The organism is Pseudolysinimonas sp. (genome assembly GCF_044239695.1).
In the GTDB taxonomy this organism is placed as follows: domain Bacteria; phylum Actinomycetota; class Actinomycetes; order Actinomycetales; family Microbacteriaceae; genus Pseudolysinimonas_A.
Genome location: NZ_JBIIAW010000005.1, coordinates 18783 through 35328, shown reverse-complemented (window position 1 = coordinate 35328; position 16546 = coordinate 18783). Strand labels below are relative to the sequence as shown.

General features: G+C 68.7%; 18 protein-coding genes. 10 read left to right on the top strand and 8 right to left on the bottom strand.

Features of this window, described 5'->3' with window-relative positions; all coding sequences use genetic code 11:
- Positions 1-284: 284 nt before the first annotated feature.
- The 4 genes from ACILQS_RS01745 (at position 285) to ACILQS_RS01730 (ending at position 3621) form a co-directional block, all read left to right on the top strand.
- Positions 285-584 carry a hypothetical protein gene (locus ACILQS_RS01745; protein WP_395638374.1) on the top strand — a complete coding sequence of 100 codons (300 nt, stop codon included), beginning with the start codon at positions 285-287 and terminating at the stop codon, positions 582-584.
- A gap of 91 nt (positions 585-675) precedes the next feature.
- Positions 676-1599: a hypothetical protein gene (locus ACILQS_RS01740; RefSeq protein WP_395638373.1), complete on the top strand. Its 924-nt coding sequence runs from the start codon at positions 676-678 to the stop codon at positions 1597-1599.
- Complete coding sequence (locus ACILQS_RS01735; protein ID WP_395638372.1) at positions 1596-2489, top strand: hypothetical protein; 894 nt, start codon at positions 1596-1598, stop codon at positions 2487-2489. The genes ACILQS_RS01740 and ACILQS_RS01735 overlap by 4 nt, the downstream gene beginning before the upstream one ends.
- Before the next feature lie 478 nt (positions 2490-2967).
- On the top strand, positions 2968-3621 hold the full coding sequence (locus ACILQS_RS01730; protein WP_395638371.1) for a hypothetical protein: 654 nt from the start codon (positions 2968-2970) through the stop codon (positions 3619-3621).
- 45 nt (positions 3622-3666) lie between these two features.
- On the opposite strand, the gene ACILQS_RS01725 is transcribed toward ACILQS_RS01730, so the two are convergent.
- Together ACILQS_RS01725 and ACILQS_RS01720 are read right to left on the bottom strand one after the other, a co-directional pair.
- On the bottom strand, positions 3667-3954 hold the full coding sequence (locus ACILQS_RS01725; protein WP_395638370.1) for a GNAT family N-acetyltransferase: 288 nt from the start codon (positions 3952-3954) through the stop codon (positions 3667-3669).
- Positions 3955-4050: 96 nt separating this feature from the next.
- Complete coding sequence (locus ACILQS_RS01720) at positions 4051-5094, bottom strand: LacI family DNA-binding transcriptional regulator (protein WP_395638369.1); 1044 nt, start codon at positions 5092-5094, stop codon at positions 4051-4053.
- 192 nt (positions 5095-5286) lie between these two features.
- On the opposite strand from ACILQS_RS01720, the gene ACILQS_RS01715 reads away from it, so the two are divergent.
- The 5 genes from ACILQS_RS01715 to ACILQS_RS01695 all read left to right on the top strand — a co-directional run bounded on the left by ACILQS_RS01715 (position 5287) and on the right by ACILQS_RS01695 (position 10609).
- Entirely contained in the window at positions 5287-6636 is a 1350-nt protein-coding gene (locus tag ACILQS_RS01715; RefSeq protein WP_395638368.1) for an ABC transporter substrate-binding protein, read from the top strand.
- 140 nt (positions 6637-6776) lie between these two features.
- Positions 6777-7613 carry a carbohydrate ABC transporter permease gene (locus ACILQS_RS01710; RefSeq protein ID WP_395638394.1) on the top strand — a complete coding sequence of 279 codons (837 nt, stop codon included), beginning with the start codon at positions 6777-6779 and terminating at the stop codon, positions 7611-7613.
- Entirely contained in the window at positions 7610-8434 is an 825-nt protein-coding gene (locus tag ACILQS_RS01705; RefSeq protein WP_395638367.1) for a carbohydrate ABC transporter permease, read from the top strand. Before ACILQS_RS01710 ends, ACILQS_RS01705 begins: the two co-directional genes overlap by 4 nt.
- 49 nt (positions 8435-8483) lie before the next feature.
- A complete protein-coding gene (locus ACILQS_RS01700; RefSeq protein ID WP_395638366.1) occupies positions 8484-9443 on the top strand; it encodes a glycosyl hydrolase family 32 in 960 nt (319 codons plus the stop codon).
- Positions 9440-10609 carry a serine hydrolase domain-containing protein gene (locus ACILQS_RS01695; RefSeq protein WP_395638365.1) on the top strand — a complete coding sequence of 390 codons (1170 nt, stop codon included), beginning with the start codon at positions 9440-9442 and terminating at the stop codon, positions 10607-10609. Before ACILQS_RS01700 ends, ACILQS_RS01695 begins: the two co-directional genes overlap by 4 nt.
- A gap of 10 nt (positions 10610-10619) precedes the next feature.
- Here the strand turns inward: ACILQS_RS01695 and nhaA are convergent, their stop codons facing one another.
- The 5 genes from nhaA to ACILQS_RS01670 form a co-directional block, all read right to left on the bottom strand.
- A complete protein-coding gene (gene nhaA, locus ACILQS_RS01690) occupies positions 10620-11924 on the bottom strand; it encodes a Na+/H+ antiporter NhaA (protein WP_395638364.1) in 1305 nt (434 codons plus the stop codon).
- A gap of 101 nt (positions 11925-12025) precedes the next feature.
- The gene (locus tag ACILQS_RS01685; RefSeq protein WP_395638363.1) at positions 12026-12436 is read right to left on the bottom strand and encodes an arsenate reductase ArsC; all 411 of its coding nucleotides are present in this window, start codon (positions 12434-12436) and stop codon (positions 12026-12028) included.
- Positions 12433-13095, bottom strand: a complete 663-nt coding sequence (locus ACILQS_RS01680; RefSeq protein ID WP_395638362.1) for an arsenate reductase ArsC — start codon at positions 13093-13095, stop codon at positions 12433-12435. Before ACILQS_RS01680 ends, ACILQS_RS01685 begins: the two co-directional genes overlap by 4 nt.
- Before the next feature lie 10 nt (positions 13096-13105).
- Positions 13106-13777 carry a helix-turn-helix domain-containing protein gene (locus ACILQS_RS01675; protein WP_395638361.1) on the bottom strand — a complete coding sequence of 224 codons (672 nt, stop codon included), beginning with the start codon at positions 13775-13777 and terminating at the stop codon, positions 13106-13108.
- Between the two features lie 32 nt (positions 13778-13809).
- Positions 13810-14658, bottom strand: a complete 849-nt coding sequence (locus ACILQS_RS01670; protein ID WP_395638360.1) for a universal stress protein — start codon at positions 14656-14658, stop codon at positions 13810-13812.
- Between the two features lie 112 nt (positions 14659-14770).
- Between ACILQS_RS01670 and ACILQS_RS01665 the strand changes: the two genes are divergently transcribed.
- Positions 14771-15658: a pyridoxamine 5'-phosphate oxidase family protein gene (locus tag ACILQS_RS01665; RefSeq protein ID WP_395638359.1), complete on the top strand. Its 888-nt coding sequence runs from the start codon at positions 14771-14773 to the stop codon at positions 15656-15658.
- 8 nt (positions 15659-15666) lie between these two features.
- Here the strand turns inward: ACILQS_RS01665 and ACILQS_RS01660 are convergent, their stop codons facing one another.
- Positions 15667-16455: a universal stress protein gene (locus ACILQS_RS01660; RefSeq protein ID WP_395638358.1), complete on the bottom strand. Its 789-nt coding sequence runs from the start codon at positions 16453-16455 to the stop codon at positions 15667-15669.
- Positions 16456-16546 lie beyond the last annotated feature (91 nt).

Sequence of the window (16546 nt, the reverse complement as noted above, 5' to 3'; positions counted from 1 at the left end):
GCTCAACGTAGTTCTCCGGTGTTGGTGGCGACGGAGTCCACAGTGCCATAGCCGACCGACGGCGGGCGCGACCTCTCGCCTTTCCTCCACGACCTGTCGTTCGCCGGGGCGGTCGCCGACCGGGCGGCGTTGCTGTCAGCGGGTCGGCTGGTCGCGATGGGGTCGCCGCGGCCTTTGCTGACGCCGTCCGCGATCCCTTCGGTTGACGGGCTGGCGGTGCGGGCAGTTGAGGTCGACGGACGGCCGCTCGTCGTTTCCGAAAGCTAGGGACGTATCCTGTGCCGGTGGAACTGGTGGTGATCGTCGGCGTCGTGGTGGCGGTCACCGTGGTCTGCATCCTCGGGCAGATCTTCGGGTTCATGAACTTTAAGAGCGACAAGGATTGGCGCCGCACGTCCGGGAATCTGCTCGCACCGGTGGATGGGTTGTTCGCGCCGAATCGGCAAGAGGCGATGCAGGAGCAGGAGCGGCAGACGGAACTTCCGGCGCCAGCACCCTCGCCGGGGGATCCGTTGGTGGATCTTGAGAAAGGGGTCGCGAAGATCGACGTTTCCTCGCATGGCTCTCGCGAGATCCACAACTGACGAGCAGATAACGACGGCTTCCTGCAACGAAAAGGCAAGCCACGACCGTCCACTTGCTACACATCGAGTCCCCTCCCGGTAGCGTCTGGGCATGGCCCGAGCGCAAGACCCGCTACCCGACAAGAACTCCGACGAGACCAGTCAATGGGAGAGTGCGGTGACCCTGGAGCGGGCGATCAGAAAGGCACTTGAAGCCAGCGAGAGCCTGCGTGAACAAGAGCGACGTGAGCAGAAGCGCGAAGAGGCGATGAGGCTTCGGATCATCTGGCGGGACTCGGCTGAATACAAGCGAATGACTAGGTGGCAGATCGGCGTCTTCGTGCCAGTCGGACTAGCTGTTGCGGTGCTTGGGATCCTCGCTGGTCAGTTTCAATGGATCTTTCCCGACGATGAGTCCATGCTTTCGCAGGAGCGGTGGCGGTGGCCAGTGATCGCGGCTACTTGGGTGTTCGTTTACCTTTACGGCGGGATGGCGGTCTGGGCTTACAGACAAGGTCGACAAAGACAGTTTGCCGCGCGACAACGCCTTGGCCTCGCGACGGAGCTCGAAGAACAAGAGAGGGAGATCGCGGAATCCGGGCAGGAGTTGGATCTGGCCTCGTTGTGGGCAATCACCCAGAAGCGCATCGAGTATTACCACCAGATCGCGATTGGGCAGTCGGAATCGAGCTTCCGAAACGGGACCATCGCGGGCTTCGCGGGCTTCGTGCTTCTGCTGATTGTCGGGGTCGTTGGGGCCTTCACTACTAGCTTGAACGCCTCGATCGCAGTTGGAGCCGTAGGAGCGGCTGGTGCGGCGATGACCGCGTACTTGGGCTCCACATTCATGAAGACGCAGGCCGCATCGACGGAGCAGCTTCGCCAGTTCTTCGTCCAGCCGGTCGAGTTCTCGCGGGTGTTGGCAGCGGAGCGGCTCATCGAGTCTCTACCGGAATCAGATCGGGCCTATGCGGTGAAATTGGTTCTTGCATCGATGCTGGCGATAGGCGACCAGAAGCGAGACGCAACCGCATGAGCCCTTGGATTCCATGGGACGCCGATGCAGAAGAGATAGCTGCGCTTCACGTCATCCGAGATGACATTCCTTCAAGCGCACGACCCGCGATTCTCGCGTGGGTGTGGGATCGCCTCGACGCGCCGGGGTACTCGCGCGGATACACGTCGCCCGGCATGGTCCATCTCCTGCAGACGAATCTCAATCTCAACTTCGGCTACGAGCCCAAGGCCGCGCCACTCGTCGACGCCGTGATCTTGGAAGTGCAGTCACGGGGCGACAAGATCCTCCTTCGAATCATCGACTTCATGGCGTCTTGGTACGAGCCTGATCCGCCTTACGGGAGGATGCCCCAGGAGCTCCAGACGCTCGAGTACCACCTCGACAACTCCTTGTCGGCGGTCGAGCTGTACTTGACCGACGAACGCGTCTACCGACTCAGGCGTCGGCTTCCCCAGGGCGTCGAAGAAGCCGTCCAGGCCGCTGTCGACGCCAATGCCGGGTCTGGGAAACATCTAGCGGAGGCCTGGTCGTCAGCAACCGCGATGGAGCCGAATACAAGCCACGCGATGGTCGAGGCCATTCGCGCTGTGGATGTTGCGAGCGGCGCCGTTGTCATCCCGAAGGACAAGAAGCCCACGTTGTACAAGGCCGTCCAAGTAATGAGGGATCAAGGCGACTGGGGTTTGGTGCTTCAGGACAGCGACGGATATCCCGACCACCGCGAGGTCTTGATCGGGATGATGGAAACGCTGGCGAAGGCTCAGCCAGATCGTCACGGTGGTGAGAAGCCCTCGCCACTTGAAGCCCAAACCCATGTCCAACTGGCTGCCACCCTGGTTCATTGGTTCGCCTCTGGGGCGATCCGTCGAACCGGCAAAAAGGTACCAACCCCGGATAGAATCTCGTGACGGCTCTCAAGCGTCACAGGCCCGGAGTGCCCCGCCAGGCCTACTAGCCGGGGCACTTCTTGTCCGAGAGGGCCCTCCTATAACTAGGCGTGTCGCGTCTCTCGCATGCGGTCCTGTAGCTATCCCGCCACGATGTCGCTATTTCTTGCCGTCGGCGTGGCCGGGCGCCGTCGGGTGAAAGCGTGGCTCTCTCAACCCGAGACGCGTCACTGCTCAGAGCGCGGGATCCGCAGCTCCCGTAGAGAGAAATTCACTCCGGGTCGTGCTCCTCCGCCCAGGCCCGACCCTCGCGCTTTTGACGCTCGACGGCGACGCTCAACCGTCGCTCTTGGCCTCTGAGATCCGGCAATAGATGACTGCGACCTGGCTCATGATGTGTTCCTTCGAGGACTGATACACGTGAGAAGGCGGCAGACACAGCCTCGGATTACTTCACCGTAAGAGAATGATCGGAATCGGTTCTGCGGTATCTTTCCTCATGCCCTTCCTGGTCGCAAATGGCGCGGATGAGTCAGCAATCGTCGGCGCGACATGGGGCCTGGTGGTGGTCACAGCCCTACTCGTCGTCGCGACAGTGATTCCTTTCGTCGGAGAGCTCCTGCGGCGCCGCGCCGAGCGAGCAGTAGTTGCGTCGAGGGCTGTCCCGGACATGAACATCTTGCGCAGCCGCATCGTGGGTGCAGTCGATCGCCTGGGCAGCTCTGATGCGACTCTTCAAAGAGCCATTGAGCACCAGGAAGTTCTGTGCGACAAGGAACTTCACATGCTCGCACCGATCATCGAAGTTCGGGACGCAAGTTTGAAATTTACGAACGAACTCTTTCTCGTAAGACACCTGCTGACTTTTTCCCGCCAGAACCTAGAAAAGGCGGCGAAGGTCCCAGACACCTCTCCCGCGGCCGACATTCGCAAACGGGACGCGTTAGTCGGGGACGCGCGCCGCAGTTACATGGCCGCGCTCCTATCCTTAGACGCTGCAGAAGAGCTCCTGCCCAGACGAGAGCGTCTCGTCGACGGTGAGCGATTCTGGGACCGTTTCGCGCGAGTGTCTGACGAGCGCGAGAATGATGCGGCGGCAGCGCTCGCGGCGGCGAGACCGGTCAGCCGGACCTCGAAGCCGAGAGCTTCCTAGCGCGGCGCTCACGACCTCGGCGACCAACTGAAGTCGGCTTAACACCTAGCGGTTGGTCAGATCCCCGTACTCCGGGTGCTCCTCGAGGTAGCGCCGCACGAACGGGCAGGTCGCACCGATGCGCACATCCGTCGACGTCCGCAACTGGTCGAGCGCACTGCCGACGAGGGTCGACCCGAGGCCGCGTTCCTGCAGCTCCTGATCGACTTCGGTGTGGGTGAAGACGATGCCGCCGTCTTCGCGGGTCTCGTAGCCCGCCTCGCCGATCTGCTGGTCGCCTCGCATCAGCACGAAGCGGGATCCGGATTCGTCGTGGATAACCGTGTCAGCCATGCTTCGACCCTACGGATCCGTGCGCGAGAGCGTCGGGGCGTTGACAACCCAGGAAGTTGCTCGGGGTGGGTTTCGATACACCGCCTTCGGCGGCACTCAACCCGCGGTGGGGGAGGGAGCGGAGGGGGGAGCGATCGAGGAGCGCTCGACCACGGGCATCGGGATCAGGTGCTCCTCCTCCGTGCCTTCGGTGAGTAGCAGCTCCACGGCACGCCGCCCCATCGCCTCGTGCGGCAGCGCCACGGTCGTCAGCCCGGGCCGCAGGTAGGCGGCGATCTCGTCGTTGTCGAACGAGACGATCGACAGGTCGCCCGGGATCGACAGCCCCGCCTCGGCGGCCGCCTGGTAGGCGCCGAAGGCGAGCCGGTCGTTCATGCAGATCAGCGCCCGAACGTCGTCGCGGGAGGCGAGCAGCCGCCGGGTGGCGTCGTAGCCGTGCTCGGGTTCCCAGAGCCAGATCGACTCCTCCGCCACGAACGAGAGGCCATGCAAAGACATCGCCGAACGGATGCCGGCCACCCGGGCCGCGACGGTCGCCGAGCGGAAGGTGTCGCGCTCGGCCTCGTCGCTCTGGCCGATGAGGGCGATGCCGCCGCGGTGCCCCTGCGCCACGAGCAGCTCGACGGCCGCGCGACCACCTTCATCCTCTGCCGGTAGCACCGACGTGGGGTAGAGGGCGTTCGTGCCGTTGAGGATCACCGCGTGGGTGCCCTTCGGCAGTTGCGGGATGAAGAGTTCGCGCGCGCGCATCGTCCCGAAGATGACGCCGTCGACCTGACGGTCGAGCAGGGCGGCGATCGCCTCCTCCTCGCGGCGGGGGTCGCCGCCGGTCTCCATGACGAGCACGACGTGGCCGGCTTCTTCGGCCGCCTCGAGGGCGCCCTTGATGAGACCGCTCGCGAAACGGGTGGTGGCGACGAGGTCGGAGACGAAGCCGATCGTGGCGGTCTTGTCGGTGCGCAAGCCCCGGGCGGCGACGTTCGGCCGGTAGCCGAGCTCGCGGGCGGCGGCGTTGACGCGGTCGTGCGCGTCCTGCGACAGCCGGGTGTCGGGGCGGCCGTTGAGGATCATCGAGGCCGCCGACGACGACAGTCCGGCGCGCTGCGCGACGTCGGCGAGCGTGACCCGCTTCTGCGCCATCAAGCCTCCCGCCTCACCTCATCGTCGCCCGCAGGCGTGGCCAGTTTGCCAGCTAATTCGATTCAGCTTGACAGCGTCGGGGCCGAGGACGAATGATGGGCCTTGCTAAATCCATTTAGCACCAAGAGCAGACTGAATCGCGCCCTACCCTGGCGGTTCGCCGTCTGCACCACAGAAGACAAAGGAGTCAGAATGGCAACCCTCCGCCGCGCCCGCATCGGGCGCTCGCCGGTCGCCGCCGCAGCACTTCTCGCGGTCGCCGGCCTCACCCTCGCCGGCTGCGCGCCGGGAGGAAGCACCGGCCCGAGTGAAGGCGTCGACGTGAGCACCGAGCTCACCGACGAAGAAGTGGTGCTCACGATCGCCGACGAGACCGGCTTCCCGGTCACCGACGCGCTCGCCGAGGAGTTCACCAAGCAGCACCCGAACATCACGTTCGAGGTGACCCGCGACACGTTCCAGAACCTCACCGCCAACGCGCCGCGTCTGCTCGCGAGCGACAACCCGCCCGACCTCATCCGCCTCCCCACCCTGGGCGACACGGTGAAGGACGGCCTCGTCGCCAACCTCGACCCGTACTTCGACGCCTACGGCTGGGACGCGTGGCCCGCCTCGCAGCTCGCCCCGCTCCGCATGACGGATGAAGGCGTGCGCGGCTCCGGCTCGCTCTACCAGCTCGGCCTCGGCTACTCGGTCACGGGTATCTACATGAACCTCGCGCACGCCGAGACGCTGGGCATCGACGCTCCGCCGGAGTCGATCGCGGAGCTCGAGGAGCAGATGCAGCTCGCCAAGGATGCCGGCATCACGCCGATCATGGCCGGCGACTCCGACGGCGTCGTCAACTTCGTCGTGCAGGCCGCGATGAACCAGTACGCCGACAAGGACGAGTTCCTCTCGTGGATGTTCAACGAGCCGGGCGCGACCTACAACACCCCCGGCAACGTCGAGGGCGCTGAGCTGATCAAGAAGTGGGCGGATGCCGGCTACTTCCCGTCGGACATCAACGCGATCGACTACTTCACCTTCGTGACGCGCTTCTCGGAGGGCGACGGCCTCTTCACCTTCAACGGCAACTGGGCCGCGCAGGGCTACCAGGACGCGCTCGGCGACGACGTGACGTTCTTCCTCGCGCCGCCGGCCGAAGAGGGTGGCGACCACGTCGCGATGGGTGCGGCGAACTCGTTCTCGGCGGCCGCAGGCTCCGACAACCTCAACGAGATCGTCTACTTCCTCAACTGGATCCACACCGACCCGGCCGCGCGACAGATCATCGTCGACGTGACCGGCGCCTCGCCCGGTGGCGACCCGTCGCTGCCGCTGCCCGAGGTCGAGCCCGGCTCGCTCATCGAGCGGGCGATCGCGATGAGCGCGCAGATCGGTGCCGAGAACGGTCAGGTCGACTTCATGGCCAACACGACCGCCGGTATCTACGCCGGATCCATCATCCCCGAGTCCCAGCTGCTGGTCACCGGCCAGATCACCGGCAAGGACTTCGTCGAGCGCGTCCAGGCGTTCTACGAGCAGGAGATCGGCGGCTGATGGCCGCCCGCAACCGCGGCGTCGCAGGAACGACGTCCACGCCGGGCGGCGTGACGGGCGACAGCCCTGTGACGTCCGCGGTTGCCCCTCGCCGGGTCGCTCGAAAGGCGACCCGGCGGGGCCCCCTCGCCGGCTGGCTGATGCTGGCCCCGGCGGCGGCGGCCTACGGCTTCTTCGTCATCTACCCGTTCCTCCTCGGCGTGCAGTACTCGTTCTACGACTGGAACGGCGTCGGCACCTCCACCTTCATCGGCATCGACAACTACCTGCGGGTCTTCACCGACGCCGAGATGCTCGGCTCGATCCGCAACGCCTTCGTGCTCATCATCTTCTTCACCGTCATCCCGGTGAGCACCGGTCTCGTGCTTGCGACCCTCATCCGCAACATCCGTGCGGGCGTCTTCTCGACGGTGTCGCAGACGATCCTGTTCCTGCCGCAGATCATCCCGCTCGCCGCCGCCGGCATCGCCTGGTCGTGGATGTACGCGCAGACCGGCACGGTCAACCAGATCCTCTCCGCGATCGGGCTCGGCGACTTCACCCGCCCGTGGCTGGCCGAATACGGCTTCGCCCTGCCGGCCGTCGGCCTCATCGGATCGTGGGTGCTCACCGGCCTGTGCACGGTGCTGCTGCTCACCGGCATCGGCAAGATCGACCCCGCCCTCTACGAGGCGATCCGACTGGATGGCGCGGGCTGGTTCCGCGAGTTCATCACGATCACGATCCCCGGCCTCCGGCAGCAGATCGCGATCCTCGTGACGCTCACCGTCATCGCGGCGCTCAGCAGCTTCGACATCATCTACACCTCCACCCGCGGCGGACCCGGACGCGAGACCCTCGTGCCCGGTCTCTCGATCTTCCGCATCGGGTTCACCCAGAGCGACGTCGGTCTCGCGTCCGCCTTCGGCATCGTGCTGATGGTGCTCGTGCTGCTCGTCGTCGTCCCGCTCCAGCGTCTGTCGAGGGAGAGCAAGTGATCGGCAGCCGCCGCGAAGCGATCGTCGGTCGCATCGTCCTCATCGTCGTCCTGATCGTCACGATCCTGCCGCTCGTCAGCATGCTGTCGGCGGCGCTGCAGCCGGCCGACCGCAACCCCATCGGACTGACCTGGCCGACCGACCCGCAGTGGATCAACTTCGTCACCGCATTCGAGACCGGCCACGTGCTCGAGCTGATGGTGTCGAGCCTCGGCATCGTGCTCATCGTCGTGCCGGCCAGTGTGCTCATCGCGACGATGGCGGGCTACGCGCTCGGCAACCTGCGCATCCCCGGCAACCGGTTCATCCTGCTCGCGTTCGTCGTCGGGCTCACGATCCCGTTCGAGTCGCTGATCATCCCGATCTACTACCAGATGCAGGGCCTCGGCCTGCTGAACACCCCCTGGTCGGTCGGCTTCGCGCTCATCGGACTGTTCATGCCGTTCAGCGTCGCCTGGATGCGCGCCCACTTCGTCGGGGTGCCGGTCGAGCTCTCCGAAGCCGCCCGGGTCGACGGGGCGACGGTGTGGCAGGAGTTCCGGCGGGTGCAGTTGCCGCTCGCCGTGCCCGCGATCTCGGCGCTGTCGATCCTGCTGTTCCTCTGGACGTGGAACCAGTTCATCCTGCCCGTCGTGCTGATCCAGGACCCGCTCGACCGCACGGTGGCCGGGGCGCTCACCTTCTTCCAGGGGCAGTACTACGCGAGCATCCCGCTGCTCAACGCGGGAGCGCTGATCATCATCACGCCCGCGATCATCGTGTTCCTGATCTTCCAGCGCCAGTTCATCCGGGCGCTCCTCCAGGGTGCGGTGAAGGGCTGACGCCCCTCTCCGCCGGCCCGACCTTCCTCACGAATCGAGACACGCCACCATGACGTTCGCCCGCGACGACCACTGGGTCTGGGACTTCTGGCTCGCCGACGACGGCGACCTGTTCCACCTCTACTACCTGCACGCGCCGCGCTCGCTCGGCGACCCCGACCTGCGGCACCGCAACGCCCGCATCGGGCACGCCACCTCGCTCGACCTGCGCAGCTGGGATGACCTCGGCGAGGTGCTCGCCCCCGGGGAGCCCGGGTCGTTCGACGCCTCCGCCACCTGGACCGGCAGCGTCGTGCGCGCCGACGACGGCACCTGGCGGATGTTCTACACGGGCGCCCGGTTCCTCGCCGCGGATTCGCTCGCCAACGTCGAGACCGTCGGCGTCGCGACCTCCACCGACCTGCACACCTGGGTGAAGAGCCCCGGCCCGATCGTCACCGCCGACCCCGAGTGGTACGAGACGCTCGCCGCCGGCACCTGGCGCGAAGAAGCCTGGCGCGACCCGTGGGTGTACCGCGTCGGCGACGAATGGCGGATGCTGGTCACCGCCCGCAGCGCGCACGGCGACCCGATCGACCGCGGCGTCATCGGCCTCGCGACCTCGCCCGACCTCGAGACCTGGACCGTGCGGCCGCCGGTGAGCGCGCCCGGCGCGGGGTTCATGCACGTCGAGGTGCCGCAGGTCGTCGAACTCGGCGGGGACAGCATCCTGCTCTTCTCCTGCGACTCGCCGCACCTCGCGGGTGCGCGCGCCGGGGAGGCGGGCGGGATCTGGTCGGTCGACCGCGACGCGTCGGGGGAGTATCCGATCGAGCGGGCCACCCGCCTGGTCGACGAGCGGTACTACAGCGGACGCGTCGCCCGCGACCGCGACGGCGCCCCGGTGCTGCTCGCGTTCGAGAACGTCGGCGAGCAGGGCGAATTCGTCGGCCGGCTGTCCGACCCGATGCCGATCCGCCGGGAGGGCGGCGTGCTCGTCGTCGACTCCGGCCTCGAGGTCGTTCGATGACGCCGCCGATCGAGGGCACGACCGCCCCGGGGTTCGAGAAGGTGGCGGATGCCTTCCGCCGCGCGTTCGACGGCAAGCCCGAGATGGGCGCGGCCCTGGCGGTGCGCCACCGCGGCGCGTCCGTCGTCGACCTGTGGGGCGGCGTCGCCGACGCCCGCACCGGGGCTCCGTGGACCACCGACACCGCGACCGTCGTCTTCTCGTGCACGAAGGGGCTCGTGTCGATCCTCGCCGCCGAACTCGTGCGCCGCGGCCGGCTCGACTACGACGCGCTCGTCACCGACTACTGGCCCGAGTTCGGGCAGGCCGGCAAGGCCGAGACGCGGGTCGGTGACCTGCTCGCGCACCGCGCCGGGCTCTCCGCTCCGCGCGTCGACGTCTCGGCATCCGATCTCGTCGACTGGGACGCGATGACCGGGATGCTGGCCGCCCAGGAGCCGCTCTGGCAGCCGGGATCGGGTTACACGTATCACGCGATCACCTTCGGCTGGCTGATCGGCGAGGTCATCCGCCGGGTCGCCGGGGAGTCGGTCGGGTCGTTCTTCGCCGAGGCCGTCACCGGTCCGCTCGGCGCCGACGTCTGGATCGGACTGCCGGAGGCGGAGCAGCAGCGGGTCGCCCTGTCACGGGTCGGAGCGAGCCTCCGCGAGCTCACCGAGATCCAGGAGCGCGACGCCCCCGCGGGCATCGACTGGAGCGGTCGCGCGATGACCCTCGGCGGCGCCCTGCCGCGCGAACTCGTCGCCGACGACGCCGGCTTCAACCTGCCGGCGGTGCGCGCCGCCGAGATCCCGGGCGCCGGCGGCATCGCCACCGCGCGCGGCCTCGCCGCGATCTGGTCGGCCACCGTCACCGAGACCGACGGGGTGCGCCTGCTCGACGACGCCACCCTCGACGTCGCGCTCGGCGTCGCCAGCGAGGGCGCCCCGGTGTTCGACGCGCCGCCGCCGTGGCCGCGCTGGGGCATGGGGTTCCAGCTCGATTCCGAAGCGCGCCGCTACCTCACGTCGTCGTCGTTCGGCCACGACGGCGCCGGCGGCCAGGTCGCCTTCGCCGATCCCGAGCACGGCATCGGGTTCGCCTTCGTGACGAACCAGATGGAAGCGATCGAGGATCACCGCGCGACGCACATCATCGACGCGCTGCGGGAGTCTCTGACGAACTAGCGCTCGCCGGTCAACGCTCCGGGGCGGTTCCCGACAGGGGTCCCGGTGTCTCGCCGGACGGCGTCACCTCGCCGATCGTCCCGGTGTCGGTGTCTTCCACGCCGTCCTCGTTCATGTCGCGCTTGCGAGCCCGCCGGGCGTCCCAGCGCAGCGTGCCGGCGGCGAGCACCGCGGCCAGCAGGGTCGCCACGAGGATCGCGACCTTCGCCCCTGCGGTGTGCACCGAGTCGGGGAACGAGAGTTCCGCGATGAGCAGCGACACCGTGAATCCGATTCCGGTGAGGAATCCGACCGGCAGCAGGTCGCGGAGGCCGATCGTGTCGGGCAGCCGGAGCGGACTCAGCCGGGTGACGAGGGCCGTCACGCCGAGCACGCCGACGAGCTTGCCGACGACGAGGCCGAGCGTGATCGCGAGCACGACCGGCTGACCGAGAACCGCCAACGGCCCGTCCCCGTCGACGAGGGAGACGCCGGCCGAGAAGAAGGCGAACAGCGGCAACGCGATCCCCGACGAGAACGGGCGCACGCGGTCGTCGAAGCGGTGGGTGCGCGATTCGGTCTCGCCGTGGACGAGGCGCGCGGGCACGCTGAGGCCGAGCAGAACTCCGGCGATGGTCGCGTGCACGCCGGACTCGTGCATGAAGCCCCAGGCGACGAGCGCCACCGGGATGAGCAGCCACCAGCGGGGGTGCCGCATCCGGGTGAGCACCGCAAAGACTGCGACCGCGACCACCGAGGCGCCGAGCATCAGCAGGTCGACGCCCGACGTGTAGAACAGCGCGATGACGATGATCGCCAGCAGGTCGTCGACGACCGCGAGGGTCAGCAGGAAGGTGCGGAGCGCGCGCGGAAGGCCGCGCCCGAAGATCGCGAGCACGGCGAGGGCGAACGCGATGTCGGTCGCGGTGGGGATCGCCCAGCCGTGCACCGCCTCGCGGTCGCCGAACCCGATGACGACGACCAGGTAGAGCGCGGCCGGCACGATCATCCCGCCGATGGCGGCGAGCACCGGAACGGCGGCCTCCTTCGGGCGACGCAGGCTGCCGGCGACCAGCTCGTGCTTGAGCTCGACCCCCACCACGAAGAAGAAGATCGCGAGCAGGCCGTCAGCTGCCCACGTCGCCAGGGTCAGGTCGAGGTGCAGCGCCTCGGGGCCGATGCGGAACTCGGCCAGAGCTCGGTACGCCTCGCGCCAGGGGGAGTTCGCCCAGATCAGGGCGACGGCGGCGGCGCCGAGAAGGAGGAAGCCGCCGGTGGTCTCGGCGGTCACCCAGGTGCGCAGGCGCATCCGGCGGGTGGGAGGGGTGACGGTCATCGCGTTCCGTTTCGATCGGTTTCACGCGGCGGGTCGCCGACGCGGCCGTCGACCAGGCTTCCCGACACTCCACCTGAAGCTTACCCGGGCCGGCCCGGGACTCAGGCGGCCTGGACGCCGAGTTCGGCGAGCAGACCCTGCACGCGCTGCTTGATGTCGTCGCGGATGACGCGCACCTCCTCGAGCGGCTTGCCCTTCGGGTCGGTGAGCTCCCAGTCCTCGTACCGCTTGCCGGGGAAGATCGGGCAGACGTCGCCGCATCCCATGGTGATCACGGCATCCGACTCGCGCACCTGCTCGGTGGTCATCAGCGTCGGCACGGCCTGCGAGATGTCGATGCCCTCTTCGGCCATCGCGGCGACGGCCATCGGGTTGATCTGGTCGCCGGGTTCGGATCCGCCGGAGAGCACCTCGACGGCACCGCCGGACAGCGCGCGGGCGTATCCGGCGGCCATCTGCGAGCGTCCCGCGTTGTGGATGCAGACGAAAAGGATGGTGGGCTTCTCGGTCATTCGTTTCTCTCTCTGGTGGGAACGCCCAGCTCGTCGAGCAGGGTCAGCACGCGCCGTTCGATCTCGTCGCGCACGGGGCGGATGCCGGGGACATCCCAGCCGGCCGGGTCGTCGAGCACCCACTCTTCGTACCGCTTGCCGGGAAACACCGGGCACGCATCACCACACCCCATGGTGATCACGACGTCCGCGGCGCGCACGACCTCGTCGGTCCACGGCTTCGGATACTCGGCCGAGATGTCGATCCCGCGTTCGCGCATCGCCTCGATCGCGGCGCGGTTGACCTCGTCGCCGGGCTCGGAGCCGCCGGACCAGCCGACCGCCCCGTCACCGGCGTAGTGCTGGAAGAAGCCGAGCGCCATCTGCGACCGCCCGGCGTTGTGCACGCAGAGGAACAGCACCGCCGGGGTGCCGTCGTTCGACTTCCCCTCGACGCGGGCGAGCGCCCCGAGGCGCTGCTTCGCGAAGCGCTCGGCGAGCAGCGGCAGGTAGTTCAGCACCGTCGCGCGGCCGGCGAACTGGTCGTACGAGGTGTACAGGAAGCGCTCGATCGTCTCGACGCCGTAGACGCCCTCGAAGTCGCGGGCGAGACGCGTCGCGGCGACGGACAGGGCGTACTCCTGGTCGAGCGGAACGGCGGTGCGGATGTAGTCGGACATCATCGTCCTTTCAGACGGCGGTGAGTCGCGGGGCGAGGTCGCCCACGCGGCGGGTCAGGTCGGCGACGGCCGCCTCGAAGGCGGAGTCGGTGCCGGAGCGCACCGGGTCGGGGATCGACCAGTGCAGCGCCGGACGGGAGGCGAGTTCCTCGTGCGCGTTGTCGCACACGGTGATGACGAAGTCGCCGTCGGCGAGAACGTCGTCGAGGGCGCGGGGTGCGGCCTCGAGCATCGGGATGCCGTGGCGGTCGGCCGCGGCGAGAGCGCCGGCCGCGACCCGGTCGGCGGGGTGGGTGCCGGCGGATGCGGTGGGGATGTCGCTCGCGAGCCGCCAGAGGGCGGCGGCGAGCTGCGAGCGCGCCGAGTTCGCCGAGCAGACGAACACGACGCGGCGGGCCGTGGCGGTGGCGCCGGGGACGAGCCCGTCGAGCGCGTGCGGCGCGAGGTGGATGTAGGTGCGCCGACCGTCGCCCTCGGAGCGGTGACGCTCGATCATCCCTTCGCCCTCGAGCACCTTGAGGTGGTGGGCGAGGAGGTTCGAGGTGAGGCCGAGCGTCTGCTGCAGTTCGGTCGGCGAGAGGTCGCCGAGGCTCAGCCGGTCGACGATCTGCAGGCGCGCGGGGTCGCCGAGGGCGGCGTGCCGGGCCGCGCGACGATCGAGGGAATTCCGCTCAGTACTCATTGCCTCAATAATGACTGAGGCAAATCAGGATGTCAATCCTCGAGGGTGAGATCCCCGTCGGACGGCACGACGCACAGCGGGGCCGAGCAGTGGTGCAGCAACTCCCGACCGACCGACCCGAGCAGGAATCCGGCGACGGCGCCGCGCCGGTGCGATCCGATGACGACGAGTTCCGCCGACTCGGCCACGGCCATGAGACCGTTCACCACGCTCCCCTCGTAGAGATCCGCGCGGATGGTGAGCTCGGGGAACCGCTCCTGCACCCCCCGCACCGCCACATCCAGGTGACGGCGATGCGCGTCCTGGAGCTCCTTCGGGACCTTGACGTAGAAGTTCACCGGGTCGCTGGGCGGATCGGGGCGCATCCACGCGTGCAGGATGCGCAGCTCGCTCCCCGACTCGGCGGCGAACCGGGCGGCGGAGAGCAGCGCCGCGTCGCTGCTCGCATCGTCCTCCAGACCCACCAGGACGGCGCCGTCCCGCGGTGTCCAGTCGTCGGGCACGACGACGACCGGACACGTCGCGTCGCGGACGACCCGCGCCGGCAGGTCGCCGGAGAGCACCGAGCGGTAGTGCCGCGTGCGGTGCGACCCGATCACCAGGAGGTCGGCATCCTTCTCATACCGGGAGAGGATCTCGGTGATCGACCCCTCGGCCACGAGCGTCTCGACCGGTGTGCCCGGGGCGGCCGCGAGAACACGTGCCCGCTCGCGCTCGAGGTGCTCCTCCTCGTCGAGCGGCGACACCAGGATCAGGTCGAAGGCCGTGAGCAGGGTGAGGCGCACCGGCCGGCTCATCGCCTGCCGGATCGCCCAGTCGACGGCGAGGCGGCTCGCGCCCTCCGCGTCGACGCCGACGGTGATGTCCAGAGTCCCGACCATGACGCGAGCCTCGCCGCTGAGCCTGAGAGCGGGCAGGGCCGAAGGTCCCTCGGGCCCGAGGGTGGGACCTTCGGCCCTGCCCTCGGGCGTTCCTGGGCGCTGGACTGGAACGATGACGACCTCGACCGAGAATCGGATGCTGACCGGCTCGCCCCTGCAGAAGCTGTCGGAGAGCGAGTGCTGGCAGGAACTCGCCACCACCGACGTCGGGCGGCTCGCGCTGGTCGCGCCCGACGGGATCGACATCTACCCCGTCAACTTCCTCCTCGACGGGGAGACCATCGTGTTCCGCTCCGCCCCGGGGACGAAGCTCGAGTCCGTCGACGGCGGTGCCGACGTCGCCTTCGAGGCCGATGGGACGAACCCGCCCTTCCGCTGGAGCGTCGTCGTGCGCGGCCGGGCCCGCCGGCTCGACGCCGACGACGAGATCGAGGCGTCGGGCATCCTCGCCTTCCGGCCCGAACCGCCTCGCACGATGAACAACTTCGTGCGCATCACCCCGACTCGCCTCACCGGGCGCCGGTTCCGCTCCGACCAGCCGGCGCCGGCTCCGACCACCGTGGGCGACCCCGACCTGGTCGCCGCCGTGCGGGAGCACCTGGACCGCAGTCCGCGCCTCGACGCGTACGACATCCACGTGGAGGTCGTCGACGGGATGGTGACCTTGAGCGGCGAGACCGGCAGCTTCTCCGAACGGCTGGCGGCCCGCCAGATCGCCCTCGGCGTCGCCGGGGTGCGCGGCGTGCGGGACGCGACCGCATGCGTCCTCGACGACGCCTGGGCTCTGGAGGACGAGGCGGTCGCGGACGCGGTGCGAGAACGCGTCGCGAAGCTGGCGCTGCCCAGACCTGTCGAGGTCGAGGTCGAGGCCCACACCGTGAGGCTCGCCGGCGTCGTTCCGACCCAGGCCGCCCGCCGCGCGGTCCACCACGCGACCCGCCTCACGCCCGGCGTGCACTTCGTGCGCGACGAACTCGTCGTCGAAGCCGGGTCGGTCTGAGCCCGACCTCAGGCGGCCGGCCGGGTCACCAGCGTCGGCGCGGTGATGTTGAGCAGGAGGTCGTGCAGCACCGACCCGATCGGCGACCGCGAGCGATCCCCCGAGCCGACGCCGACCACGAGGAGGGCGCGGTCGCGGGCGGCGTCGAGCAGCAGTTCGGCCGTGTGCCGATTCGAGGCGCGGGTTCGGATGACGAGCCGCGGGGCGACCTCGCGGGCGATCGAGTTCGCGCGCGCGACGAGCTCGCGGTTCGACTCCGGACTCCCGTCCTCGGTGCTGTGCAGCAACAGCAACTCCTCGTCCCGCGCCAGGGCAGCGCGTGCCGCCGCGTCCACGACATCGTGAAGACCCGGGTCGTCGGCGATGCCCGCGACGATGCCCGAGCGGAACCGCAGGTCGATCGTCGGCACCACCAGGACGTCGCAGGGTGCGAGCAGGGCGACCTCGATGCTCCGCGAGCCGAGAACCCGGCCGTGCAGGAAGCCGGTCTTGTGCGTGCCGATGATCAGGATGTCGTCGGGCCGCGCGATCCGCGCGAGCGCCCAGGCGACCGGGCCTTCGAGGAGCACCCCCTCGATCTCGGCGTCCGGATAGCGCGCACCGATCTCGGCGAGCGCCCGTTCGAGCAGACCGTGCGCCCGCTCCTCGGCCTCTCGGCGATAGTCGGGGCCGATGAGGCCGGCGTCGGAATCGGCGACATGGGCGATCAGCACCGGGTCGCCCCGCCGCACCGCGACATCGAGCGCAGCCCAGCTCGGCTCGGTGGCGTCGAAACCGACGATCGAACGTGTGCTCACGGAATCGCTCCTCCTCTCTGGCTACACAGCGTGCCGGGTGCGCCCGGGCGGCGGCAGGGCCCAAGGTCCCGCCCGTCATGCGGCGGGCCTA

Coding starts and splice junctions, on each gene's coding strand:
- ACILQS_RS01740 (WP_395638373.1), top strand. CDS start 676: ATGGCCCGAGCGCAAGACCCGCTACCCGACAAGAACTCCGACGAGACC.
- ACILQS_RS01735 (WP_395638372.1), top strand. CDS start 1,596: ATGAGCCCTTGGATTCCATGGGACGCCGATGCAGAAGAGATAGCTGCG.
- ACILQS_RS01730 (WP_395638371.1), top strand. CDS start 2,968: ATGCCCTTCCTGGTCGCAAATGGCGCGGATGAGTCAGCAATCGTCGGC.
- ACILQS_RS01725 (WP_395638370.1), bottom strand. CDS start 3,954: ATGGCTGACACGGTTATCCACGACGAATCCGGATCCCGCTTCGTGCTG.
- ACILQS_RS01720 (WP_395638369.1), bottom strand. CDS start 5,094: ATGGCGCAGAAGCGGGTCACGCTCGCCGACGTCGCGCAGCGCGCCGGA.
- ACILQS_RS01715 (WP_395638368.1), top strand. CDS start 5,287: ATGGCAACCCTCCGCCGCGCCCGCATCGGGCGCTCGCCGGTCGCCGCC.
- ACILQS_RS01710 (WP_395638394.1), top strand. CDS start 6,777: ATGCTGGCCCCGGCGGCGGCGGCCTACGGCTTCTTCGTCATCTACCCG.
- ACILQS_RS01700 (WP_395638366.1), top strand. CDS start 8,484: ATGACGTTCGCCCGCGACGACCACTGGGTCTGGGACTTCTGGCTCGCC.
- ACILQS_RS01695 (WP_395638365.1), top strand. CDS start 9,440: ATGACGCCGCCGATCGAGGGCACGACCGCCCCGGGGTTCGAGAAGGTG.
- nhaA (WP_395638364.1), bottom strand. CDS start 11,924: ATGACCGTCACCCCTCCCACCCGCCGGATGCGCCTGCGCACCTGGGTG.
- ACILQS_RS01685 (WP_395638363.1), bottom strand. CDS start 12,436: ATGACCGAGAAGCCCACCATCCTTTTCGTCTGCATCCACAACGCGGGA.
- ACILQS_RS01680 (WP_395638362.1), bottom strand. CDS start 13,095: ATGTCCGACTACATCCGCACCGCCGTTCCGCTCGACCAGGAGTACGCC.
- ACILQS_RS01675 (WP_395638361.1), bottom strand. CDS start 13,777: ATGAGTACTGAGCGGAATTCCCTCGATCGTCGCGCGGCCCGGCACGCC.
- ACILQS_RS01670 (WP_395638360.1), bottom strand. CDS start 14,658: ATGGTCGGGACTCTGGACATCACCGTCGGCGTCGACGCGGAGGGCGCG.
- ACILQS_RS01665 (WP_395638359.1), top strand. CDS start 14,771: ATGACGACCTCGACCGAGAATCGGATGCTGACCGGCTCGCCCCTGCAG.